The organism is Xanthobacter luteus (genome assembly GCF_040049235.1).
GTDB lineage: Bacteria > Pseudomonadota > Alphaproteobacteria > Rhizobiales > Xanthobacteraceae > Xanthobacter.
In genome coordinates this window covers 1-21,623 of sequence record NZ_JBDZDO010000006.1, presented here as the reverse complement: position 1 = coordinate 21,623, position 21,623 = coordinate 1, and the positions used below count along the sequence as shown (strand labels likewise).

The 21,623-nt window shown below is 68.8% G+C and carries 22 protein-coding genes; 9 read left to right on the top strand and 13 right to left on the bottom strand.

Features of this window, described 5'->3' with window-relative positions; translation table 11 throughout:
* Positions 1-65: 65 nt before the first annotated feature.
* The 3 genes from paaG (at position 66) to paaK (ending at position 2,708) form a co-directional block, all read left to right on the top strand.
* A complete protein-coding gene (gene paaG / locus ABLE88_RS17520; protein ID WP_510182917.1) occupies positions 66-854 on the top strand; it encodes a 2-(1,2-epoxy-1,2-dihydrophenyl)acetyl-CoA isomerase PaaG in 789 nt (262 codons plus the stop codon).
* Between the two features lie 65 nt (positions 855-919).
* Entirely contained in the window at positions 920-1,342 is a 423-nt protein-coding gene (gene paaI, locus ABLE88_RS17515; protein WP_348833360.1) for a hydroxyphenylacetyl-CoA thioesterase PaaI, read from the top strand.
* Positions 1,343-1,376: 34 nt separating this feature from the next.
* On the top strand, positions 1,377-2,708 hold the full coding sequence (gene paaK, locus ABLE88_RS17510; protein WP_348832991.1) for a phenylacetate--CoA ligase PaaK: 1,332 nt from the start codon (positions 1,377-1,379) through the stop codon (positions 2,706-2,708).
* An 81-nt stretch (positions 2,709-2,789) separates the two neighbouring features.
* On the opposite strand, the gene ABLE88_RS17505 is transcribed toward paaK, so the two are convergent.
* From ABLE88_RS17505 to ABLE88_RS17470, 8 genes are all read right to left on the bottom strand, one after another.
* Positions 2,790-3,545, bottom strand: coding sequence for a Phenylacetic acid catabolic protein (locus ABLE88_RS17505; protein ID WP_348832990.1), 756 nt, complete (start codon positions 3,543-3,545; stop codon positions 2,790-2,792).
* Between the two features lie 10 nt (positions 3,546-3,555).
* Positions 3,556-4,632 (bottom strand): 1,2-phenylacetyl-CoA epoxidase subunit PaaE, encoded by a 1,077-nt coding sequence (gene paaE, locus ABLE88_RS17500; RefSeq protein WP_348832989.1) that lies wholly within the window; start codon positions 4,630-4,632, stop codon positions 3,556-3,558.
* Positions 4,633-4,659: 27 nt separating this feature from the next.
* Positions 4,660-5,184, bottom strand: a complete 525-nt coding sequence (paaD, locus tag ABLE88_RS17495) for a 1,2-phenylacetyl-CoA epoxidase subunit PaaD (protein ID WP_348832988.1) — start codon at positions 5,182-5,184, stop codon at positions 4,660-4,662.
* Positions 5,185-5,193: 9 nt separating this feature from the next.
* Entirely contained in the window at positions 5,194-5,970 is a 777-nt protein-coding gene (gene paaC / locus ABLE88_RS17490) for a 1,2-phenylacetyl-CoA epoxidase subunit PaaC (RefSeq protein ID WP_348832987.1), read from the bottom strand.
* The gene (paaB, locus tag ABLE88_RS17485) at positions 5,970-6,254 is read right to left on the bottom strand and encodes a 1,2-phenylacetyl-CoA epoxidase subunit PaaB (protein WP_348832986.1); all 285 of its coding nucleotides are present in this window, start codon (positions 6,252-6,254) and stop codon (positions 5,970-5,972) included. Before paaB ends, paaC begins: the two co-directional genes overlap by 1 nt.
* Positions 6,255-6,347: 93 nt before the next feature.
* On the bottom strand, positions 6,348-7,346 hold the full coding sequence (gene paaA / locus ABLE88_RS17480; protein ID WP_348832985.1) for a 1,2-phenylacetyl-CoA epoxidase subunit PaaA: 999 nt from the start codon (positions 7,344-7,346) through the stop codon (positions 6,348-6,350).
* 214 nt (positions 7,347-7,560) lie between these two features.
* Positions 7,561-8,427 carry a phenylacetic acid degradation operon negative regulatory protein PaaX gene (gene paaX, locus ABLE88_RS17475; RefSeq protein WP_348832984.1) on the bottom strand — a complete coding sequence of 289 codons (867 nt, stop codon included), beginning with the start codon at positions 8,425-8,427 and terminating at the stop codon, positions 7,561-7,563.
* 32 nt (positions 8,428-8,459) lie between these two features.
* Positions 8,460-9,218 (bottom strand): TetR/AcrR family transcriptional regulator, encoded by a 759-nt coding sequence (locus tag ABLE88_RS17470; protein ID WP_348832983.1) that lies wholly within the window; start codon positions 9,216-9,218, stop codon positions 8,460-8,462.
* A 253-nt stretch (positions 9,219-9,471) separates the two neighbouring features.
* Between ABLE88_RS17470 and ABLE88_RS17465 the strand changes: the two genes are divergently transcribed.
* The 5 genes from ABLE88_RS17465 to ABLE88_RS17445 all read left to right on the top strand — a co-directional run bounded on the left by ABLE88_RS17465 (position 9,472) and on the right by ABLE88_RS17445 (position 14,039).
* Complete coding sequence (locus ABLE88_RS17465; protein ID WP_348832982.1) at positions 9,472-10,656, top strand: ABC transporter substrate-binding protein; 1,185 nt, start codon at positions 9,472-9,474, stop codon at positions 10,654-10,656.
* Positions 10,657-10,734: 78 nt separating this feature from the next.
* The gene (locus ABLE88_RS17460) at positions 10,735-11,607 is read left to right on the top strand and encodes a branched-chain amino acid ABC transporter permease (RefSeq protein WP_348832981.1); all 873 of its coding nucleotides are present in this window, start codon (positions 10,735-10,737) and stop codon (positions 11,605-11,607) included.
* Positions 11,607-12,551, top strand: a complete 945-nt coding sequence (locus ABLE88_RS17455; protein WP_348832980.1) for a branched-chain amino acid ABC transporter permease — start codon at positions 11,607-11,609, stop codon at positions 12,549-12,551. Before ABLE88_RS17460 ends, ABLE88_RS17455 begins: the two co-directional genes overlap by 1 nt.
* Positions 12,548-13,351: an ABC transporter ATP-binding protein gene (locus tag ABLE88_RS17450; protein ID WP_348832979.1), complete on the top strand. Its 804-nt coding sequence runs from the start codon at positions 12,548-12,550 to the stop codon at positions 13,349-13,351. Before ABLE88_RS17455 ends, ABLE88_RS17450 begins: the two co-directional genes overlap by 4 nt.
* Entirely contained in the window at positions 13,338-14,039 is a 702-nt protein-coding gene (locus ABLE88_RS17445; protein WP_348832978.1) for an ABC transporter ATP-binding protein, read from the top strand. The genes ABLE88_RS17450 and ABLE88_RS17445 overlap by 14 nt, the downstream gene beginning before the upstream one ends.
* A gap of 183 nt (positions 14,040-14,222) precedes the next feature.
* Here ABLE88_RS17445 and ABLE88_RS17440 read toward each other — a convergent pair whose 3' ends face one another.
* Positions 14,223-14,750: an Lrp/AsnC family transcriptional regulator gene (locus ABLE88_RS17440; protein ID WP_348832977.1), complete on the bottom strand. Its 528-nt coding sequence runs from the start codon at positions 14,748-14,750 to the stop codon at positions 14,223-14,225.
* A 177-nt stretch (positions 14,751-14,927) separates the two neighbouring features.
* On the opposite strand from ABLE88_RS17440, the gene ABLE88_RS17435 reads away from it, so the two are divergent.
* Entirely contained in the window at positions 14,928-18,350 is a 3,423-nt protein-coding gene (locus tag ABLE88_RS17435; RefSeq protein WP_348832976.1) for an indolepyruvate ferredoxin oxidoreductase family protein, read from the top strand.
* Between the two features lie 20 nt (positions 18,351-18,370).
* Here ABLE88_RS17435 and ABLE88_RS17430 read toward each other — a convergent pair whose 3' ends face one another.
* From ABLE88_RS17430 to ABLE88_RS17415, 4 genes are all read right to left on the bottom strand, one after another.
* Positions 18,371-18,637 carry an FAD:protein FMN transferase gene (locus ABLE88_RS17430; RefSeq protein ID WP_348832975.1) on the bottom strand — a complete coding sequence of 89 codons (267 nt, stop codon included), beginning with the start codon at positions 18,635-18,637 and terminating at the stop codon, positions 18,371-18,373.
* Entirely contained in the window at positions 18,618-20,825 is a 2,208-nt protein-coding gene (locus ABLE88_RS17425; protein WP_348832974.1) for a PepSY domain-containing protein, read from the bottom strand. The genes ABLE88_RS17430 and ABLE88_RS17425 overlap by 20 nt, the downstream gene beginning before the upstream one ends.
* A gap of 22 nt (positions 20,826-20,847) precedes the next feature.
* Entirely contained in the window at positions 20,848-21,318 is a 471-nt protein-coding gene (locus ABLE88_RS17420; protein WP_348832973.1) for a DUF2271 domain-containing protein, read from the bottom strand.
* A gap of 39 nt (positions 21,319-21,357) precedes the next feature.
* Positions 21,358-21,623: hypothetical protein (locus tag ABLE88_RS17415; RefSeq protein ID WP_348832972.1), on the bottom strand; the 266-nt coding region annotated here is incomplete at its 5' end.

Below are 21,623 nucleotides of genomic sequence, written 5' to 3'. Positions count from 1 at the left end.
TCAAGAGGCCCCGAAAGGGCCCTGCGCGGGAGGAGCAAGTGGAGGAGAAGCAAGTGGAGGCGCAGATCAAGGACGCCGTGCTTACCGTCGCGGACCATGGCGGCTGGCTGGAGCTGACGCTCAATCGCCCTGACCGCCTCAACGCCTTCAACGAAGAGCTGCATATGGCGCTCGGGAACGCGCTCGAAGCCGCCGCCGCCGACAGCTGCCGGGCGGTGCTGCTCACCGGCGCGGGTCGCGGCTTCTGCGCCGGGCAGGACCTCGGCGACCGGGTGAATGCGGACGGCCCGCTCGACCTCGGCGCCACCATCGATGCCTTTTACAATCCCCTCGTCCGGCGCATTCGCGGCCTCAACAAGCCGGTGATCTGCGCGGTGAACGGGATCGCTGCCGGTGCCGGCGCGAACATCGCGCTCGCCTGCGACATCGTCCTGGCGGCACGCTCCGCCAAATTCATCCAGGCCTTTTCCAAGATCGGCCTCGTGCCAGATTCGGGCGGAACCTATTTCCTGCCGCGCCTCATCGGCGAGGCGCGGGCGCGGGCGCTGATGCTCTTGGCCGAGCCGCTTGCCGCCGAGACCGCGGCGGAATGGGGCCTCATCTGGAAGGTGGTCGACGACGCAGCCTTGCTCGACGAAGCCCGCGCGCTCACCTCGCGCCTCGCCACCCAGCCGACGCAGGGCCTCGCCCTCACCAAGGCGGCGCTGAACGCCTCCGGCGGCAACAGCCTTGATGCCCAGCTCGATCTCGAGCGCGACCTGCAGCGCGAGGCCGGCCGCACGCCGGACTATCGCGAGGGGGTGAGGGCCTTCATGGAGAAGCGCGCGCCGAACTTCACGGGGCGGCGCTCGTGACCGCCCCGGCTGAAACCCGCTCGGCGCTCACCCCGCAGGAGATTGCCAGCCGCTCCGCCGACGCCATGTGGGCGACCGATCATGCGAGCCAGGGGCTCGGCATGGAGATCGTCAGCATCGGCCCCGGCACCGCCACCCTCGCCATGACGCTCACCGAGCGCATGTGCAACGGCTTCGGCATGGGCCATGGCGGCTTCATCTTCGCCCTCGCCGACAGCGCCTTCGCCTTCGCCTGCAACACCTATGACGAACGCACCGTCGCCCAGCACTGCTCGGTGACGTATCTGCGGCCCGGCACGCGCGGCAAGCGCCTCGCGGCGCGGGCGCGGGAGGTGAGCCGCAGCGGGCGCTCCGGCATCTATGATGTGGAGGTCTCGCAGGACGGCGTGGTGATCGCCCAGTTTCGTGGCCATTCTCGCGTCATCGGCGGGCGGATCACGCAACCCGATCCCGCCAGGTCGGACGGCTCCACGGACAAGAAATCCTGATCTCGCAAAAAGATCTTTGGAGGAGACGATGAACATGGCTCTGCCGGCACTGTCCCCGGGCCGTTCCTTCGAGGGTGGCCTCGATCCCGCTGAGCGCGCCTCGCGCGACGAGATCATGTCCCTGCAGCGCGAGCGCCTCGCCTGGTCGCTGCGCCACGCCTATGAGAACGTGCCCTTCTACCGGCAGGCGTTCGATGCGGCCGGGGTGCGCCCGTCCGATCTGCGCGACCTGTCCGACCTCGCCAAGTTCCCGTTCACGGTGAAGACGGACCTGCGCGACAACTACCCCTTCGGCCTCTTCGCCGTGCCGAAGGAGAAGCTGGCGCGCGTGCACGGCTCGTCCGGCACCACGGGCAAGCCCATCGTCGTCGGCTACACCAAGGCCGACATCGACATGTGGGCGGACGTGATGGCCCGCTCCATCCGCGCCGCGGGCGTGCGGCCCGGCATGATGGTGCATGTGGCCTATGGCTATGGCCTGTTCACCGGCGGCCTCGGCGCCCATTACGGCGTCGAACGGCTGGGCTGCACCGTGGTGCCCATGTCCGGCGGCATGACCGAGCGGCAGGTCCAGCTCATCAACGATTTCAGGCCCGACGCCATCATGGTGACGCCGAGCTACATGCTCGCGCTCATGGACGGCTTCGCCAAGGCCGGGCTCGACCCGCGCGCGACCTCGCTCAAATACGGCATCTTCGGCGCCGAGCCCTGGACCAACGCCATGCGCCACGAGATCGAGCGCGATTTCAACCTTGACGCCACCGACATCTACGGCCTCTCCGAGGTGATCGGCCCCGGCGTCGCACAGGAGTGCGTGGAGACCAAGGACGGCCTGCACATCTGGGAGGATCATTTCTATCCGGAAGTGATCGACCCGCTCACCGGCGAGGTGCTGCCCGATGGCGCGAAGGGCGAGCTGGTGTTCACCTCGCTGACCAAGGAGGCCTTCCCCATCATCCGCTACCGCACCCGCGACCTCACCCGCCTTCTGCCCGGCACGGCGCGGCCCGGGATGCGGCGGATGGAGAAGGTGACGGGGCGCTCGGACGACATGATCATCCTGCGCGGCGTCAACGTCTTCCCGACCCAGATCGAGGAGATCCTTTTGGCGGTGGAGGCCTGCTCCGGCCACTACCAGTTGGAGCTTACCCGCGACGGCCGCATGGACGAGATGACCGTGCATGCCGAGATCCGCGAGGAGGCCTATGGCCAGGTGGACGTGGACGCCACCGGCAGGCGCATCCTGAAGCGCATCAAGGACACCATCGGCATCACCACCCGCATCGCCCTGCACGAGCCGGGCGGCATCGAGCGCACCGCCACCGGCAAGGCCAAGCGCATCTTGGACCGCCGTCCCAAGGAGTGAGCGGAGGGCCCATCGCCCTCCTTTGCCCCAGCAAAAAAGGCCCGGCGCGATGCCGGGCCTTTTTCTTGTCTGCTGCCGATCTCAGTCGAGGCCGAGCGGCGCGAGGCGGTCCGAGACGATGCGCTCCCATTCCGCCAGCAGCGCCTCGTTGGGCGTGTGGCGCAGGCCGAGGCGGCGGAGCGTGTCGTAGCGGGCGGAGCCGGCCACGCCGAACGTGGCAGCGACCCGCGGCCGCCAGTAAGCGAGGCTCGCCCGCGCGCCGACCCGACCGACTTCGGTGGCGGCGATGCGCTCCAGCCCTTCGAGCCCCAGCTCCGCATGGCGCGCCTCGCGGGGGGCGATCTCGCGGAACACCCCGGCGAGCGGCGCATAGGACACCCGCGACAGCTCGGCGAGCTGCACGCCGGTGGCGATGCCCATGAGCACGTTCATCACCACCGCGTCGGTCCATCCCGTGATGGGATAATGGAAGACAGAGAGACGCATGTCGTTGCCGTGCCGCACAGTGCCGAGGTCGGCATCGCGGGCGACCCGCGCCGCCCAGTCGTGCTGCGCCTGATAGCGGCCGGTGTCGGTGCCAAAGGCCCCCATCAGGCCGAGCACGCGCTCGGCATGATCCGCCTTTTCAAGGGTGATGCGGCTCGCCGCGATCCGCGCCTTGATGCCGGGCGAGAAGTTGATGGAGGCGGCAAAACCCGCCGAGCCCGCAAGCTGGCTGTCCACGAAGGAGGACATGAGCCGCAGCAGCTCACCGCGATAGCGCGGCGGCACGTTGTCGGGCGAGGAGAGCACGCCGCCCTGGGCGAGATAGTCGTCGATGGCGATCACGTCGGACATGGTTTCCCCCTCACTCGTCGTAGGTGACGACGAGATTTTCGGTGAGCGGGAAGCACTGGCAGGTGAGCACGTAGCCGGCGCGCACCTCGTAATCCTCCAGCGCATGATTGACCGCCATTTCCACCTCGCCCTCCACCACCTTGGCGCGGCAGGTGGAGCACACGCCCGCCTTGCAGGCGTAGGGCGCATCAAGATTGGCGGCGAGCGCGGCGTCGAGCAGGCTCTGGCCCTCGCGCGGCATGTGGAAGGTGCGGGTAGCGCCATCCAGCGTAACGGTGGCGGTGGTGCCGGCACCGTTGGCGGCGGCGCTCGCCGACACCGCCTTTGCCTTGGCCCGGCCGGGCTGGCCGGAGGCGAACAATTCGAACTTGATCTGCGCGTCGCTGAGACCGTGCGCGCGCAGCGCGGCGGCAATCGCCAGCATCATGGGCTCGGGACCGCAGATGAAGGCGGTGTCCACCGACTTCGCGTCGATCCAGTGCTTGAAAAGACCTTCCATCTTCTCCGCATCGACGCGGCCGGTGAACAGGTCGATCTCCTGCGCCTCGCTCTCCAGCACATGCAGCACGCAGAGACGGCCGAGATAGATGTTCTTCAGATCCTCCAGTTCTTCCCGGAACATGATGGAGCTGATCTGCCGGTTGGCATAGACGAGGGTGAAGCGGGACCTCGGCTCGCGCGCCAGCACCGTCTTGATGATGGACAAAAGCGGCGTGATTCCCGAGCCGCCGGCAAAGCCGAGATAGTGGCGGTCGAGCTCCGGGGCCAGCGGCACGAAGAACTTGCCCATGGGCGGCATGGCTTCGAGCGTGTCGCCGGGGGAAAGGTTCTCGTTGGCCCAGGTGGAGAAGGCGCCGCCCTCCACCTTCTTGATGCCCACCTTCAGGCAGCCCTCATCCTTGCCGGCGCAGATGGAATAGCTGCGGCGCAGTTCTTCCCCATCAAAGTCGCGGCGGAAGGTGAGGTATTGGCCCTGCGTGAAGTCGAACGCCGCGGCGTCCTCGGGGCGGGGCTTGAGGGTGACGACGACGGCATCACGCGTCTCGCGCCGCACGTCGACCACCTCCAGGGAATGAAACCGTGCCATGCGGCGCTCCTCGGGATTTTTCAATATTCAGATGCACTTGAAGTAGTCGAACGGCTCCAGGCACGAGAGGCAGCGATAGCTGGCCTTGCAGGCGGTGGAGCCGAACTGGCTCACCTTCTCAGTCTGCGCCGAGCCGCAGCGCGGGCAGGCGACGGTGAGGTTGGAGCCGGAGGCGAGCCGGCGCGCGAGCGCCAGCGAACGGCCGTCGGCGGCGGTGTCGTCCACCGGCGGGGCGATGCCGTAGGCGCGCAGCTTCTCGCGGCCCTCGGCGCTCATCCAGTCGGTGGTCCAGGGCGGCGAGAGCCGGCGCTCCAGGCGCACCCTTGCGACGCCGCGCGCGTTCAGGGCGCGCTCGATGTCGAGATTGATGACGCCCGTGGCCGGACAGCCGGAATAGGTGGGGGTGACGGTGACGACGAGCGTGTCGTCGTCCCAATTGACCTCCCGAACGATGCCGAGATCGACCAGCGAAAGCACCGGGATTTCCGGATCCGGCACCTGCGCCAGCCAGTGCCAGACCGCGTCAAGGGACGGCAAAGTGGCGGTTGCCATGATCGCCCCCTACCAGGTCGCGCCGGGATAGGCGCGCTGCAGGAACTGCATGTCGGCGAGGATGTAGCCGAGATGCTCGGTGTGCACCCCGCGGCGGCCGCCCTTGTGGACGTATGTGGAGGTCGGCGCCTTCAGGGTCGCTTCGCGCAGCAGGTCCGAGACGATGGCCTCCCACTCCGGCTTCAGGCTCGCCGGATCGGGCGCGATGCCGGCCTGCGCCATGGCGCGGTCGGTGGCGTCGGCGATGAAGAGTTCGCCCACATAGGACCACAGGTCATCAAGCGCGCGCTGCATGCGGGCATGGCTCTCGCCGGTGCCGTCACCGAGGCGGATCACCAGGTCGCCGGAGCGCTCCAGATGATAGGAGACCTCCTTCACCGCCTTGGCGGCGATCTCGGCGACGCGCGGGTCGGACGATCTGGTCAGCGCCGTCAGCATCACATGGTGCCAGGCATCGAACAGGAACTGCCGCATCAGCGTCTGGCCGAAATCGCCGTTGGGGCGCTCCACCAGCAGGCAGTTGCGAAAGGCCGCCGCGTCGCGCAGGAAAGCGAGCGCATCGGCATTGCGGCCCTTGCCCTCCACCTCACCAGCGAGGCCGAGCCAGAGCTGGGTCTGGCCGATGAGGTCCAGCGCCGTGTTGGCGAGGGCGATGTCCTCTTCCAGCACGGGGGCGTGGCCGCACCATTCGGACACGCGATGGCCGAGGATGAGGGTGTTGTCCCCCATCCGGGTGAGGAATTCGAACAGAGCGGCGCGATCGACCGCGATCTCGGCGCTGGCCATCACATGTGCCCCACGTCTTCGGGAATCTGGAAGAAGGTCGGGTGCCGGTAGACCTTGGAATTGGACGGCTCGAACAGCGGTCCCTTGTCCGAGGGGCTGGAGGCGGTGATGTCCACCGACTTCACCACCCAGATGGAAACGCCTTCGTTGCGGCGGGTGTAGACGTCCCGCGCATTCTTGATGGCGAGCTCCGCGTCGGGCGCGTGCAAGCTGCCCACATGGCGGTGGTTGAGGCCGTGCTGGCCGCGGATGAAGACTTCCCACAAGGGCCATTCGCTGGACATGGTTGTTCCTCCCGTTCCGAGCCGGACGGCCAGACCGTCCGGAAGATGTGCTGTTGTTATGGTCCGCCCTGACCGGCGATTACTTTGGCGCGGCTATTCCGCGGCGACGCGGGCGGCGGCGCGGCGCGCCTCGGCCTTCTCGGCATGGGCGAGCAGGCCGTCGCGGAACCAGGCGCCGTCTTCCCAGGCCTTCACGCGGGCGCCGAGGCGCTCCTTGTTGCAGGGGCCGTTGCCGGCGATCACCTCGAAGAATTCCGACCAGTCCGGCTCGGAGAAGTCGTAGCCCTTCTTCTCCTCGTTCCACTTCAGGTTCGGATCGGGGATCGTGAGGCCGAGATATTCCGCCTGCGGCACGGTCTGGTCGACGAACTTCTGGCGCAGCTCGTCATTGGTGTTGATCTTGATCTTCCACGCCATGGACTGGGCGGAATGCACCGAATCCTTGTCCGAGGGGCCGAACATCATGAGAGCGGGATACCAGAAGCGGTCGAGGGCATCCTGCGCCATGGCCTTCTGCTCGGCTGTGCCCTGCGCCATCTTCATCATGATGTCGTAGCCCTGGCGCTGGTGGAAGCTCTCCTCCTTGCAGATGCGGATCATCGCGCGGCTGTAGGGGCCGTAGGAGGTCTTCTGCAGCTGAACCTGGTTCATGATGGCGGCGCCATCCACCAGCCAGCCCACCGCGCCGATATCGGCCCAGTTGAGGGTGGGATAGTTGAAGATGGACGAATACTTCATGCTGCCGTCGTGCAGCTTGGCGAGCAGCTGGTCGCGGCTGACGCCCAGCGTCTCGGCGGCGCAATAGAGGTAGAGGCCGTGGCCGGCCTCATCCTGCACCTTGGCGAGCAGGATGGCCTTGCGCTCCAGCGTCGGCGCGCGGGTGATCCAGTTGCCTTCGGGCAGCTGGCCGACAATCTCGGAATGGGCGTGCTGGCCGATCTGGCGGATCAGCGTCTTGCGGTAGCCCTCGGGCATCGACTCCTTGGGTTCGATCTTCTCGCCGCGGTCGATGCGCTCCTGGAAGGCGCGCTCCTCCAGCGAAAGCTCGGCGGCGGGCTTCATGCTCTCGGACTTCACGAGCTGTGCATACATGCTGTGTCCCCCCCTATGACCTGAGATGCGGCGTCTGCGCGGCTTCGAGCAACCGGGGAAATGACGCTCCAGCCGCTGCCGCCGGTTCTGTCGTGGAGCATGTTGCCCACAGCCCGGCACCTTGGAAGCGTTTATATATTACAAAAAAATTGATTTCAATATTTTTTCGTAATATTTAGAGCGGCAGGCACGAGCAGCGGCGAGCAGCGTCCGCTTATGCCTTGAAGCGACTTAATATTTTCGGATCGGCCGGCAGCGGTGTCCCGTCCTCGCCGATGGCATTCTCATCCAGCCAGCGCTCGGACGCTGCCACCAGACAGCCGTAGATGTCCGCGCATACCGCGCGGGCGGCGAGGCCGGGCCAGTCGGCGGGAAGAATGGCCAGGGGCAGGATGGGATCGCGCAGCACGATGCGCCGGTAATCGTGGATCAGCAGTACGCGGGCCACGATGGCTTCGAGGTCGCTCAGCACCGCGCCGGACGACAATTCCGCCTTGAGCGGCTCGAAGGTGGCGATGAAGCGCCGATAGGCCTCCGCCGTCTGCTCCAGCGGCCAGGCGCGGGCGGCGAGCGCGCGCTGCTCCGCCGCGCTGCCCGCCACGTCGAGCCGGAGCGCCGAGGCCGCCTCCTCCGGAATGCCGGTGCCGGCCGGGGCGATGAAGACGCCGGGCAATGGCATGCCGAAGCCGGCGGCCTCCAGCGCCGCGCGCGCCCCCTCGCGGGCGCCGGGCTCGATCAGCAGCATGTCGAAATGCCCGTGCCATTGTGGCGGGCGATGGCGGTAGATGTGCTCGGTGGCGCGGGCGAAGGTTTCACGTCCCTTGTCGGCGAGGCGATAGAAGCTGTTGCGCCCCACCCGGTTGCGCGTCAGCCAGCCGTCGGCGGCCAGGCGTGACATGGCGGTGCGCACCACCCCGTCGGCAATGTCGAGCCCGCGGAAGAAGGCGAGCAGCGTGCCGAGCCACACCGAGCCGCCGCGCGGCACGATGGCATCGCCATAGATGGTCACGATGATGGACCAGGTGCGCGAGGGCTCGGCGCGGACATGGTCGAGGATAAGGTCGAGGGCGCGGCGCGACATGGCCGTTCCTTAAAGCGTTTTTGGGCCAAGTCCTATTCTGCCGGTCGCCGCGCCTTGGCGACGCGGGCGGGCTTGTCGGCGGTGGCGGGCGCCGCCCTCGGGCGGGCCGAGGCGGTGCGGGGCTGCGCCGGCTTGACTTCCGCTGCCTTGGCCTCCGCTGCCTTGGCCGCCACCGCTTTGGCCTCCGGCGCCGCAAGGCTGCGCGCCGCGGCCTCGGCACCTTCGGTGATGAGGCCGGTGACGAGGCGGGCATACTCCGGCCGGGTCAGGCCCTTGCCATCGCGGAACCAGAGATAGTGCCAGTTGAGCATGCCGAAGGCCGACATGGTGACGGGCTTCAGCAGCGGTCCGCGGCCGATGGCGGGAACTTCCTCGGCGATGGCGTCCGCGAGCAGCACCACGAGCTTGCGCTCGAGCGCGCGCAGGGCCTCCTGTCGCTCCGGGGCGAGCAGCTTCAGATTGGCAATCTGCACCTGATGCTCGGCGTCCGCGTCCTTGTAGGCATCGAGCAGCGATGCGGCGATGGCGTAGATGCGGCCGCCGCCCGGGGCCTCCGCGATCGCCTTCTCCACGCCGGTCACCAACTGCTCCAGATGGGAGGACAGGATGTCGAAGAGCACCGCCTCCTTATCCGGATAGTAATGATAGAGCAGAGCCTTGGAAGCGCCGCAGGCGTCCGCGATCATGGTGATCGAGGTGCCGGAATAGCCGTACTGCGCAAACAGCTCCGCCGACTTGTGGAGGATGGCCTCCCGTTTGGCCCCGTAGTCCTGTGCACGCGTGCGCGCCATCTTGCCTGTCCGCCTCGATCGCACACCCCCGGCAGGGGTGCCGCGACTGTCCACCACCAATGGGAAAGGAGGTCAGATACCAAATGTTGTCCGCCCGGTCGATGAATGATCTGACGAGAGGGAGCCTGGATGGGATCAATTGACCATCCGATCGGTTAATCATATGGTTCAGGTCCCGTCGGCCGGACGGCCTGCGGATGGAGGCGGGACAACCCGCTCCTCGGCCCGAAATGGACCTTAGGAGGAACGCTTCATGGATACGCCCGCTCGCCTGCGGCCGATGCTGCGCGCGGCTGCCATCATGCTCGCGACCGCCGTCGCCGGCCCCGCGCTCACCGGAACAGCCCTTGCCGCCGATCCCATCAGGATCGGCTCGGTGGTCTCCGCCACCGGCCCCGCCGCCTTCCTCGGCGATCCCGAGGCCAAGACGCTCAAGCTCTACGTGGACGAGCTGAACAAGAAGGGCGGCCTCCTCGGCCGTCCGGTGGAGCTGGTGCTCTATGACGACGGCGGCGACGCCAACAAGGCGCGCACCTTCGCCACCCGCCTCGTGGAGGACGATAAGGTCGTCGCCATGGTTGGCGGCACCTCCACCGGCGCCACCATGGCCATGATCCCGGTGTTCGAGGAGGCGGGCATTCCGTTCGTCTCGCTCGCCGGCGGCATCGAGATCATCGAGCCGGTGCGCGCCTTCGTCTTCAAGACGCCGCACACCGACAAGACCGCCTGCCAGAAGATCTTCGAGGACATGAAGGCGCGCGGCATCACCAAGATCGGCCTGATCTCGGGCACCGACGGCTTCGGCAAGTCCATGCGCAACCAGTGCCTGAAGGTGATCGGCCAATACGGCATCACCGTCGTCGCCGACGAAAGCTACGGCGCCACCGATTCGGACATGACGCCCCAGCTCAACAAGATCAAGAACACCGCTGGCGTCGAGGCGGTGCTGAACCCCGGCTTCGGCCAGGGCCCGGCCATCGTGACGCGCAATTATGCCCAGCTCGGCATCAAGCTGCCGCTCTACCAGAGCCACGGCGTCGCCTCGAAGAGCTTCATCGAGCTTGCCGGCCCCGCCGCCGAAGGCGTGCGCCTGCCCGCCCCGGCCATCCTCATCGGCGACAAGCTCGCGGCCGTCGACCCGCAGAAGCCGGTGGTGGCGGAATACAAGACCTCCTACGAGAAGGCCACGGGCCAGCCGGTCTCCACCTTCGGCGGCTACGGCTACGACGGCATCCAGCTCGTCGCCCGCGCCATCGCGAGCGCCAAGTCCGCGGACCCGAAGAAGATCCGCGACGCGCTGGAGGCCACCAAGGGCTATGTGGGCGTAACCGGCATCTACACCTTCACCCCCACCGACCATCTCGGCCTCGGCACGGACTCCTTCCGCATGTTGGAGATCCGCGGCGGCGACTGGGCGCTCGAAGCCCCGGCGCGCTGATCTGCCCCCGAGCCGAACACAAGATCCCCAGACCGCGGCGGCGCCCCTCCGGCGCCGCCACACTGACGGCGTGAGGACATGTCCGAATTTCTCCAGCTCGCGTTCTCGGGCCTGACGGTCGGCGCCATCTATGCGCTCATCGGCCTCGGCTTCACGCTGATCTACAACGCCTCGGACGTCATCAACTTCGCCCAGGGCGACTTCGTCATGATCGGGGGCATGGGCACCGTCTTCCTGATGGCGGCGGGCCTGCCGCTGCCGGTGGCGGCGCTGATCGCGCTGGCGGCCGCCGTCCTCGTCGGCCTCCTGCTCCACCGCCTCGCCATCGAGCCCGCGCGCGGCGCCTCGCCGGTGACGCTCATCATGATCACCATCGGCGCGTCCATCTTCATCAAAGGCGTGTCGCAGATCATCTTCGACAAGCAGTTCCATTCCCTGCCCGCCTTCTCCGGCGACACGCCGATCCCGGTGGGCGGCGCCACCATCCTGCCGCAGAGCCTGTGGGTGATGGGCACCGCGCTTGCCCTCGTTGTGGCGCTCTATCTGTTCCTGGAGCACACGCTGGTGGGCAAGGCGGTGCTCGCCACCGCCGCCAACCGGCTGGCGGCGAAGCTGGTCGGCATCAATGTCGCCCTCGTCCTCGCCCTCGCCTTCGGCCTGTCGGCGGCCATCGGCGCGCTCGCCGGCGTGGTGGCGACGCCCATCACCCTGACGCGCTACGACATCGGCACGCTCTTCACCCTCAAGGGCTTCGCCGCCGCCATGCTGGGCGGCATGGGCAACCCGGTGGGGGCCGTCGTGGGCGGGCTGCTCATCGGCCTCATCGAGACCTTCGCGGCCGGCTACCTCTCCTCCACCTACAAGGACGCGGTGGCGTTCCTGATGATCCTCCTTGTGCTCCTGTTCCTGCCGCGCGGCCTGTTCGGCAGCCGCAGCGTGGAGCGCGTGTGATGAAGGCCGTCCTGCGCTCGCGCCTCACGCCGCTCCTCGCCCTCGCGCTCGTGATGGCGCTGGTGCCGATGATCGCCCCCACCTCCTTCCACCTGCGGGTGGCGGCGCTGGTGTGGATCTTCGCCCTCGCCGCCCTCGGCCTCACCATCCTCATGGGCTATGCGGGGCAGGTGAGCCTCGGCCATGCCGGCTTCCTCGGCATCGGCGCCTATGCGGTGGCCATCGGCCCGGCCCGGCTCGGGCTCGACCCCATCCTGTGCCTGGTGCTCGGGGCGGTGCTCGCCGGCCTCGTCGCCTATGGGGTGGGACGGCCCATCCTGAAGCTCAAGGGCTATTACCTTGCCATCGCGACGCTGGGCTTCGGCGTCATCGTCGCCCTCGTGCTCCACAGCGAGACCGAGCTGACCGGCGGGCCGGATGGCATGGCGGTGTCGCGCATCACCCTGTTCGGCTGGCGGGTGACGGGCGCGCTGAACTGGTACTGGGTCTCGGCCGGCGCGCTGCTCGTCGGCGCGCTCCTCGCCCTCAACATCGCCGCCAGCCCCACCGGCCGGGCGCTGCGCGCGCTGCACGACAGCGAGGTGGCGGCGGCCGGCGCCGGCATCGACGTCAGCGCGAAGAAGCTCGCCGCCTTCGTGGTGGCGGCGGTCTATGCGGCAGTGGCGGGCGGGCTGCTGGCGGCCATGAACGGCCTCATCACGCCGGAAGCCGCGAGCTTCTCCCACTCGGTGGAGCTGGTCGCCATGGTCATCATCGGCGGCCTCGGCTCGGTGTTCGGCACCGTGCTGGGCGCGGCCTTCCTGGTGGTGCTGCCGCAGACCCTCACCGCCTTCCAGGAATACGAGCAGGCGGTGCTGGGCCTTCTCATCATGGTGTTCATGATCTTCCTGCCCCAGGGCATCGTCCCGTCGCTGCGCGCGCTGATCGAGGAACGCCTGCCGTGAGCCCTGCCAAGGCGCCCCTTCTCGACGTGAGCGGCATCGGCATCTCCTTCGGCGGCCTTCGGGCGGTGGACGAGGTGAGCTTCCGCGTGAACGCCGGCGAGGTCTTTTCCATCATCGGGCCGAACGGGGCGGGCAAGACCACTTTGTTCAATCTCGTCACCGGCATCTACCGCCCCTCGCGCGGCGCGGTCCGCCTCGACGGCGCGGACATCACCGCCGTGGCGCCGCACCTTCGGGTCCGAAGCGGGATGGCGCGGACCTTCCAGAACCTGCAGATCTTCTTCCGCATGAGCGCGGTGGAGAATGTGATGGTGGGCTGCGCTTTGTCCGAGCGCACCTCCTTCCTCGCCGACCTGCTCGGCCTGCCCTCGGTGTTCCGCCAGAACCGCGTCACGCGGGAGAAGGCGCTGGCGCTGCTGGAGCGGGTCGGCCTCGCCGCGCTGGCCGACGCGCCCGCCGGCGCCCTCCCCTACGGCGCGCTGAAGCGCCTCGAGATCGCCCGCGCGCTCGCCGCCGATCCGAAGATCCTGCTGCTGGACGAGCCCGCCGCCGGCTGTAACGCGGTGGAGACGGAGGCCATCGACCATCTGATCGCCGCCGTCGCCAAGGGCGGCGTCGCCGTGGTGCTGATCGAGCACGACATGAAGCTGGTGATGAAGATTTCCGACCGCGTGCTGGTGCTCGCCCAGGGCCGCCCGCTGGCGGAGGGGGCGCCGCGCGCGGTGCGCCAGAATCCGCAGGTCATCGCCGCCTATCTCGGGGACATCGGATCGCGGGAGGCGGATCGTGCTCACGGTTGAGGCTCTTTCCTCCGCCTATGGCCGCATCATGGCCCTGCGCGAGGTGTCGCTTCAGGTGAAGGCCGGCGAGATCGTCGCGCTGGTCGGCTCCAACGGCGCCGGCAAGACCACGCTCCTGCGCGCCATCTCCGGTGTGCAGCCGGCGTGCGGCGGGCGCATCCTGTTCGAGGGCGAGGCCATCGAGCGGCTGGAGCCGCATTTGCGGGTGGTGCGCGGCATCTCCCAATCGCCGGAGGGCCGGCAGGTGTTCGGCCCGCTGAGCGTCGAGGACAATCTGAAGCTCGGCGCCTACCGGCGGCAGGATGCCCGGCGCCAGGCGCGGCTCGATCACGTCTACGGCCTGTTCCCGGTGCTGGCCGAGCGGCGCAAGACGCCGGCCATGAGCCTGTCCGGCGGACAGCAGCAGATGCTGGCCATCGGCCGCGCCCTGACGGCGGGGCCGAAGCTGCTGCTGCTGGACGAGCCCTCGCTCGGCCTCGCGCCGCTGCTGGTGGACCAGATCCTCGCCGCCGTCACCTCGCTCAGGGCCGAGGGCATCACCACCCTTCTGGTGGAGCAGAACGCCTCCGCGGCGCTGGCCATCGCGGACCGCGGCTATGTGCTGGAGACCGGCCACATCGCGATGGAGGGCACGGGGGCGGCGCTGCTCGACGATCCAAAGGTGCGCGCCGCCTATCTCGGACTGTGAGCCGCACCCACCCCACCGAAGCCGGCCGCGCGCAGGCCGGTCTCATGAAATACGACGCAAAAGGCGACCCGCACATCTGCGCGCCGAGGCTCATGACCCGGTGCAAATTGAAACAATTCACGCGGCAAAGCTCTCTACCCAAAACTTTCAAAGCATCGCCGCGCGCGCTGTCACCTTACGACCTCAAGATGCGGCGCTCCCTTTCCGCCGCGGGTGGGGGCCTTGCCCCGCCGAAGGCGTGCCGGGCGAGAACGGCAAAGCCATGCCGCTCTTGATCTCCTTGAGGATCACATTGGAGCGCACGTTACGAACGCCCGGCAGGCGGAAGATAAAATCGTCGAGGAAGGCGTTGTAGGCCTTCATGTCGCGCACCACGACCCGCAAGTGGTAGTCGGCGTCCCCCGTGGTGGCGAAGCACTCCAGAACTTCGGCGCGGGCGGTGACGCGGGCGACGAACTCTTCCACGTATTTGGTGTCGTGGCGCTCCAGCGAGACGTGGAGGATCGCCGCCATGGCAAAGCCGGCCTTCTCGCGGTTGACGAGCGCCGAATAGCCGACGATCACGCCGGACTCCTCAAGGGCCTGGACCCGACGCCAGCAGGCCGAGGTGGACATGCCGGCCTCCTCTGCCAATTGCAGGTTGGTGGCGCGGCCATCTTTCTGCAGGGCAGCCAGAAGACGCTCGTCTCGCTTTTCGATCGTGATGGCCATAACGGTAAAGTATTCCACTTAAGCTGGGACGTTCGGTTATATCTATCATAATCTGTCCAGTTCGGTGGCAGATTGAAATCTCCTGCCGCCGAGCCCGGCCTATCCTCGGCTTCGATCTGCAGCGCGCGCCGGCAGCCCGGTCGGCGTCCGCGGGCGATGCCCTCGAAGGCCGGACCCATGCACCACGCCTCCCACCTTGACCCCTATGAACTCGCCGACCGCTACGCCCGCCGCAGCGGCCGGATTTTCCTCACCGGCACACAGGCCATTGCGCGCATCCTCTTCGATCAGGCACGGCGCGACCGCGAGGCCGGCCTGCAGACCGCCGGGTTCGTCTCGGGCTATCGGGGCTCGCCGCTCGGCGGCGTCGATCTTGAGCTCTGGCGCGTGGCGAAGGAGCTGGAGGCCAACCGCATCACCTTCCTGCCGGCAGTGAACGAGGAACTCGCCGCGACCGCGGTCCTCGGCACCCAGCAGGTGGAGAGCAGCCCCGACCGGCAGGTCCAGGGCGTGTTCGGCCTCTGGTACGGCAAGGGACCGGGCGTCGACCGCTCCGGCGACGCCCTGAAGCATGGCAATGCCTATGGCTCCTCGCCCCATGGCGGCGTGCTCGTGGTCGCCGGCGACGACCATGGCTGCGTCTCCTCGTCCATGCCGCACCAGTCCGATGTGGCGTTCATGAGCTGGCTCATGCCGGTGCTCCACCCGGCGGGGGTGGGGGAATATCTGGAGTTCGGCGCCTATGGCTACGCCCTGAGCCGCTTCTCCGGCATGTGGGTGGGGTTCAAGGCCATCTCCGAAGTGGTGGAATCCGGCGTCTCGGTAGAGTTGCAGACGGAGCGGGCGTTTCATCTGCCCGACTTCGCGGCGCCTCCCGGCGGCCTGCATTATCGCTGGCCCGACCTGCCGGGCCCCCAGATCGAGGAGCGCCTGCTGGCGAAGAAGGAGGCGGTGTACGCCTTCGCCGAGGCCAACCCCATCGACCGCCGCATCTACGACATCGCCGACGCCCGCTACGGCATCGTCTGCGTGGGGAAGGCCCATCCCGACCTGATGGAGGCGCTGAGGCTCCTGGGGCTCGATGAGGCCGCCTGCCGGGCGCGGGGCATCGACATCTACAAGGTGGGCATGGTGTGGCCGCTCGCCCGGCGCGATGCCCTGGCGTTCGTCGCCGGCAAGCAGGAAGTGCTGGTGGTGGAGGAGAAGCGCGGCATCGTCGAAAGCCAGTTCAAGGAGTATTTCTACGACCATCCCGGCCGCAAGCCGGCGCGCATGGTGGGCAAGTTCGACGAGGCGGGACGCCCGCTCGTCCCCTGGACGGGCGAGCTTTCGCCGCGCGCCCTCGCGGACATTCTCGCCCGGCGCCTTGATGCCTTCTTCCCAGACCTGAGGCTGGCCGCCCGGGCGGCGGCTCAGGCCAGGGCACGCGACAGCATCATTTCCGTCCCCGGCGTCACCCGCACGCCCTATTTCTGCTCCGGGTGCCCCCACAATATTTCGACCCGGGTTCCGGAAGGCTCCAAGGCGCTGGCCGGCATCGGCTGCCACTTCATGGCAAGCTGGATGGACCGAGACACCTCCTCGCTCATCCAGATGGGCGGCGAGGGGGTCAATTGGGTCGCCGCGTCGAAGTTCACGGGCAACGGTCACGTCTTCCAGAACCTCGGCGAAGGAACCTTCTATCACTCCGGCTCCATGGCCATCCGCCAGGCCGTCGCCGCCAAGGCCAACATCACCTTCAAGATCCTCTACAACGATGCGGTGGCCATGACCGGGGGCCAGCCGGTGGATGGCCCGGTCAGCGTCCATGCCGTGGCCCACGGCGTGCGGGCGGAGGGCGTGTCGCGCATCGCCCTCGTCTCGGACGCGCCGTCGAAATTCAGCCTCGCCGACTTCCCGCAGGGCGTGACGCTGCACCCGCGGGCCGACCTCGATGCGGTCCAGCGCGAGCTGCGGGAGATTTCCGGCGTCAGCGTCCTCATCTACGAGCAGACCTGCGCCACCGAGAAGCGGCGGCGGCGCAAGCGGCGGCAGATGGCCGATCCGCCGCGGCATGTCCACATCAACGCCCTCGTCTGCGAGGGGTGCGGCGACTGCTCCGTCGCCTCCAACTGCCTGAGCGTCGAGCCGCGGGAGACGCCATTCGGACGCAAGCGGAAGATCAACCCATCGAGCTGCAACAAGGACTTCTCCTGCCTCGACGGCTTCTGCCCGAGCTTCGTCACCGTCGAGGGCACGCGGCGCCGCCCGCGCGGCGCGGGAACGGACGACCTCGTCCTGCGCGCAGCCGCCCTTCCCGCACCGGCGCGTCCGTCCCTCGACCGGCCCTTCGATCTGCTGGTGACGGGCGTCGGCGGCACCGGCGTGGTGACGGTGGGCGCGCTCATCACCATGGCTGCGCATCTCGAAGGCCTGGGCGCGTCGGTCCTCGACTTCATGGGCTTTGCCCAGAAGTTTGGCCCGGTGTTGAGCTATGTTCGCGTCGCGGCGCGGCCCGCCGACCTCAATCAGGTTCGCATCGACGAGGGCTCGGCCGATGCGCTCATCGGCTGCGACCTCGTGGTCAGTTCCTCGCCCAAGGCATCGGCGACCTACAGGCCGGGAATGAAAGCGGTGGTGAACACCGCGCAGATGCCCACGGGCGACATGGTGCGCCATCCCGACGCCGACCTCGCCGCCCCTGCGCGCCTTGCCGCCATCGCTGAGGTGATCGGCGCGGATGCGCTATCCGCCGCGGACGCCAACGCCGTGTCCGAGTCCATCCTCGGGGACGGCGTCTACGCAAATGTCGTGATGCTCGGCCTTGCCTGGCAAAAGGGCCTCGTTCCGGTTTCCCATGCGGCGCTCGCCCGCGCGATCGAGCTCAACGGTGTGGCGGTCGCCGACAATCGCGCCGCCTTCGCGCTCGGCCGGCTGCTGGCGGCCGATCCTTCCTTCGGCTCGCACCTCGCCTCCCCTGCGGGCAAGGCGCCGGAGACCCTCGACGAACTGATCGCGCGCCGCACCGCATTTCTCACCGCGTATCAGGACGCGCCCTATGCGGCGCGCTATGAGGCCCTTGTCGAGCGCGTGCGCAAGGCCGAGGCCGGACGGGGCTCGCAGGAGCTGACCGAGGCGGTCGCCCGCTCCCTGTTCAAGCTGATGGCCTACAAGGACGAATATGAGGTGGCGCGGCTCCATGCGGAGCCCGCGTTCCGCGCCGAACTCCGGCAGGCGTTCGATGACGGCTTCAAGGTGAGCTACCATCTTGCGCCGCCGTTCCTCCCCGCCGGCAGGGATGCGCGCGGTCGTCCGCGCAAGCGCACGTTCGGCCCGTGGCTGCGCCCGGCACTGGCGGTGCTCGCGCGCATGAAGCGTCTGCGCGGCACGGCGTTCGACATCTTCGGCTACAGCGCGGAAAGACGCATGGAGCGGGAGCTGATCGGCTGGTACGAAACGCTGATCGAGACCACCTTCACCAGGCGCGACATGGAGCCATTCGCCGACCTGGTGGCGATCGCGAGGGCGCCCATGGACGTCCGCGGCTACGGGCCGGTGAAGGAGGCCGCCGCCCGCACGGTGAGGGCGAACGTGGAGCGCCGAGTGGCTGCCCTGCGGTGATTGCTTGGCCCCAAGGCCGATCAGGACCGTTTCCCGCGGGGGATGGGCATCCAAGCCCCGACGGGGGCGGCGTTCAGCCGTTCCAGATCGGAATCGGGCCGGAAGGTGGACATCTGCTGTTCCACCCGCTCCACCGCGCTCCGGAGGCGGTGGGTCAGCGCCGCGTCGTCCACTTGGTCGGCGGCGAAGAAGGCGGCGGACCAGCGGGCGCCGATGGCCGGGCCGCTCAGGGCGCGGCGCCGGAGCGCCGTAGCCCCCCGACCCGCATCAATAGACGTCTTCGACATAGCGTCCGCTCGATTTGAGGGTGGGAGGGTCGAGGCCCAGCGGGCGCACCACCGGCTCCAGCGCGCGGGTCACGGCCTCGGCCATGTCGCGGCCGCCGCAGACGAGGATCTGCGCGCCCTGCTTCACCAGTTCCCGCAGGCGCGGGGCGTCGGCGGCGATGCGGTCCTGCACATAGGCGCTCTCGTCCGCGTCCCGCGAGAAGGCGGTGCGCAGCGTCGTCAGCCGCCGCTCGGCCAGATGCTGGGCGAGCTCGTGCTCATAGAGGAAGTCGGAGGCCGCGCTCCGCCCGCCCCAATAAAGATGCACTGGCCGTCCCGCCGCATTGGCCCGCACGAAGCCGGCCAGCGGCCCGATGCCGGCCCCCGCGCCGATGAGGATGAGCGGCGCCCGCCCCTTGGCCGGCCGGAAGGCCGGGTTCTCGCGGATGAAGGCGTCGATGGTAGCGCCGGGTTGAAGCGCGTGCAGGAAGGTGGAGCAGACGCCGCCCGCGCGCAGCCGCACGCAGATCTCCAGCACGCCGTCGCGGGTGGAGGAGGCCAGCGAATAGAAGCGCGGCATCCCATCCCCGGGCATCCCTTGTCCCGGCGGCACGATGCCCACGAGGTCGCCGGCCTCGAAGGCGGGCAGGGGGCCGGGCGCGCCGGTGCGCGGGTCAACGGGCGCGGTGAAGCGCAGGATCGCGACCGGCGCGCCCACCGCCTCGCCGTATAGCTCCCGGCTGGCGAGCATGAGGGGCGAGGTCTTCGGCGGTTCGGCCACATGCCTGAGCACGAGATCGTGCCCCAGTACTGCACCGAGATCCCGCCCCCACTGGGCGAATTCCTGCGCCGAGCGGCGATCCACCCGTTTCAGGGGCAGGATCTGAGAGCACCCACGCGCCTCAAGCGCGTCTGCGACCGTGTGGGCGAAGCGGCAGAAATGCGGGAAGCTCCGGTCGCCGAACCCCAGCACCGCCACCGCCGGTCGCCCGGGAAGGCGCCCGAGGCGGGACAGGAAGCGCTTGGCCGACTGGGGTGCCGCGCCCTCGCCATAGGTGGCGGCGAGCACCAGCAGGCGCGGGGCGGCCAGATGCGCCGCGGTTACATCGTTCATGGCGGCGGTGTGGACCTTGTGCCCGGCGGCGGTGAGCGCCGCGTGCAGCGTGCCCGCGAAGCCCCAGGTGGAATTGCCTTCGCTCCCCACCAGGATCACCGTGTCTGCCGCCCGCGCCGGCACGTTGGCGGCGAGACGGGGCCGTGCCGCGCGCCGGCGCAGCCACAGGACGAAGCCGGTTCCGCCCAGCACGGGGACCATGGCCGAGGCGAGGCCGAGCAGGAGGCCCAGCATCCAGGCGCCGCGCCCCGTGTGCAGCGCGCGGACGAGGTCATTCACCCGCTCCAGCGCGGTCGCTGGCGTCGAGGCGAGGGCGGCGCCGGTGGCGGCGTCGATCACCGTTTCACCTTCGGCGGTGACGAGGGTGAAGACGTCAGCGGGGTCGGCGGGATCGGGGAACGTGAGTTCGCGCAAGTCGCCGAGCTTCGCGGCCTTCAGCCCGGCGAGCGTGCCCACCGGAGCCGGCGTGCCGCCGCTGGCGGTGACGGCGGGGCTCGCGCCCGCCGTTTCGGGCAGAAGGCCGAAGGTGCCGGCGGACATCCACAGGCCGGTAAGCGACGACAGCAGGAGGCCCAAGGCGGCGAGCCGTCCCAGCTCGCCGTGCCAGCGTTGTGCCGGCGTGCCGCGGATGGGCCGCAGCAAGGCCGCCGCGCCGCCGAGCCGGCGGGCGAGCAGCATGAGGCCGGAGACGCTCATGGCCAGCATCGCCAGCGCGCCGATGGCCGCCCCCACGCGCCCCGCATCGCCCATCAGGAAGGCACGGTGCAGGTTGGTGATGAAGCGGGTGGTCTCCGACACCGCGTAGGGCCCCAGGTCCGCGCCCGTGGCGGGGTCGATGCGCTCCACGCCACGCGCGTTCCCGTCGTCGAAGGCCGCGGTCAGGCTGCCATCCGCCCGCAGCCGGATGGCGCTGACGCCGGGATGGTGCGCGGCGACCTGCGCGGCAAGGTCCGCGACACTGCTTGTGGCCGGGATCGCCGGTATGGAGACGCGATCCAGCGCCGGCTGCACGGACAAGGCAGCGCCGGTGAGGGCGGTCACGGTAAGGGCGAGCGCCAGCGCGATGCCGGGCAGGCCATGGAGGCGGCGAAGCATTTTGGGGGTGTCCGAAGGGGGATCAGAAGGTGACGGTGAAGGATTTCACATAGCCCTTGCCGGCCACGGGCTTGCCCGATGCGGCCGAGGCGAGCGGCGCCACCACTTCCGAGGGATTGTCCATCCCGTCCTCGACCGCCGTGTCCACATGGACGGTGTAGCCGGCATCGATCATGGCGTCGGCGAGATCGAGGGTGATCTTCAGCGTCTTGCCGGAGCCGACGCTGGCGCCGGTGATGCCGTCGATCTCGGTGGCGCGTCCGCCGGAGGCGCGCTGCCAGTCGGACAAATGGCGATAGTATTTCGCCTTGCCGCCCGCCATCCAGAGCGTGCCCTTGTAGGCGCCGGCGGCATCGGTGACGTAGAGCACCACATAGGCGCCGTTGCCGCCGTAAGGCTTCAGGGTGGTCTCGAAGGTGACCTGCCGCGCCTCGGCCAGCACCGGCGACAGCAGGGTGGCGGTGGCGGCCACGGCGGGAAGAACGAATTTCATCTGATTATTCCTTTGAACGTGCACGGGATTGGCCGGAGGTCACTGCACCTCGACCTTGGGCCGGGCCTTGCCCTGGAACAGGCCGTTGTCCGGGACAGGGGCCGCGGGATCGGCCGGGCCGGCCTGCGGAACCGCGCCGGGGCGGCCGCCCGAACGGTCGTCATCGTCGTCGTCGTCATCGTCGTCGTGATGGCGGCCGTGATGGCGCTCCTTGCCCTCGCGCCGGTGGTCATTGTCGGCGAGATGGAGGGGTCGGGCGTCGGCGCGGGGGGCGTCGTCACGGCTGTGGAAGGGGAGGTCGAGAT

Excerpts from the sequence above, each read along its gene's own strand:
- ABLE88_RS17425 (WP_348832974.1), bottom strand. The coding sequence starts at position 20,825 with ATGCTTCGCCGCCTCCATGGCCTGCCCGGCATCGCGCTGGCGCTCGCC.
- ABLE88_RS17465 (WP_348832982.1), top strand. The coding sequence starts at position 9,472 with ATGGATACGCCCGCTCGCCTGCGGCCGATGCTGCGCGCGGCTGCCATC.
- ABLE88_RS17440 (WP_348832977.1), bottom strand. The coding sequence starts at position 14,750 with ATGGCCATCACGATCGAAAAGCGAGACGAGCGTCTTCTGGCTGCCCTG.
- ABLE88_RS17460 (WP_348832981.1), top strand. The coding sequence starts at position 10,735 with ATGTCCGAATTTCTCCAGCTCGCGTTCTCGGGCCTGACGGTCGGCGCC.
- paaC (WP_348832987.1), bottom strand. The coding sequence starts at position 5,970 with ATGGCCAGCGCCGAGATCGCGGTCGATCGCGCCGCTCTGTTCGAATTC.
- paaX (WP_348832984.1), bottom strand. The coding sequence starts at position 8,427 with ATGTCGCGCCGCGCCCTCGACCTTATCCTCGACCATGTCCGCGCCGAG.
- paaD (WP_348832988.1), bottom strand. The coding sequence starts at position 5,184 with ATGGCAACCGCCACTTTGCCGTCCCTTGACGCGGTCTGGCACTGGCTG.
- ABLE88_RS17470 (WP_348832983.1), bottom strand. The coding sequence starts at position 9,218 with ATGGCGCGCACGCGTGCACAGGACTACGGGGCCAAACGGGAGGCCATC.
- ABLE88_RS17435 (WP_348832976.1), top strand. The coding sequence starts at position 14,928 with ATGCACCACGCCTCCCACCTTGACCCCTATGAACTCGCCGACCGCTAC.
- ABLE88_RS17455 (WP_348832980.1), top strand. The coding sequence starts at position 11,607 with ATGAAGGCCGTCCTGCGCTCGCGCCTCACGCCGCTCCTCGCCCTCGCG.
- ABLE88_RS17505 (WP_348832990.1), bottom strand. The coding sequence starts at position 3,545 with ATGTCCGACGTGATCGCCATCGACGACTATCTCGCCCAGGGCGGCGTG.
- paaE (WP_348832989.1), bottom strand. The coding sequence starts at position 4,632 with ATGGCACGGTTTCATTCCCTGGAGGTGGTCGACGTGCGGCGCGAGACG.
- paaB (WP_348832986.1), bottom strand. The coding sequence starts at position 6,254 with ATGTCCAGCGAATGGCCCTTGTGGGAAGTCTTCATCCGCGGCCAGCAC.
- paaK (WP_348832991.1), top strand. The coding sequence starts at position 1,377 with ATGGCTCTGCCGGCACTGTCCCCGGGCCGTTCCTTCGAGGGTGGCCTC.
- ABLE88_RS17420 (WP_348832973.1), bottom strand. The coding sequence starts at position 21,318 with ATGAAATTCGTTCTTCCCGCCGTGGCCGCCACCGCCACCCTGCTGTCG.
- paaA (WP_348832985.1), bottom strand. The coding sequence starts at position 7,346 with ATGTATGCACAGCTCGTGAAGTCCGAGAGCATGAAGCCCGCCGCCGAG.
- ABLE88_RS17430 (WP_348832975.1), bottom strand. The coding sequence starts at position 18,637 with ATGTCGAAGACGTCTATTGATGCGGGTCGGGGGGCTACGGCGCTCCGG.
- paaI (WP_348833360.1), top strand. The coding sequence starts at position 920 with ATGTGGGCGACCGATCATGCGAGCCAGGGGCTCGGCATGGAGATCGTC.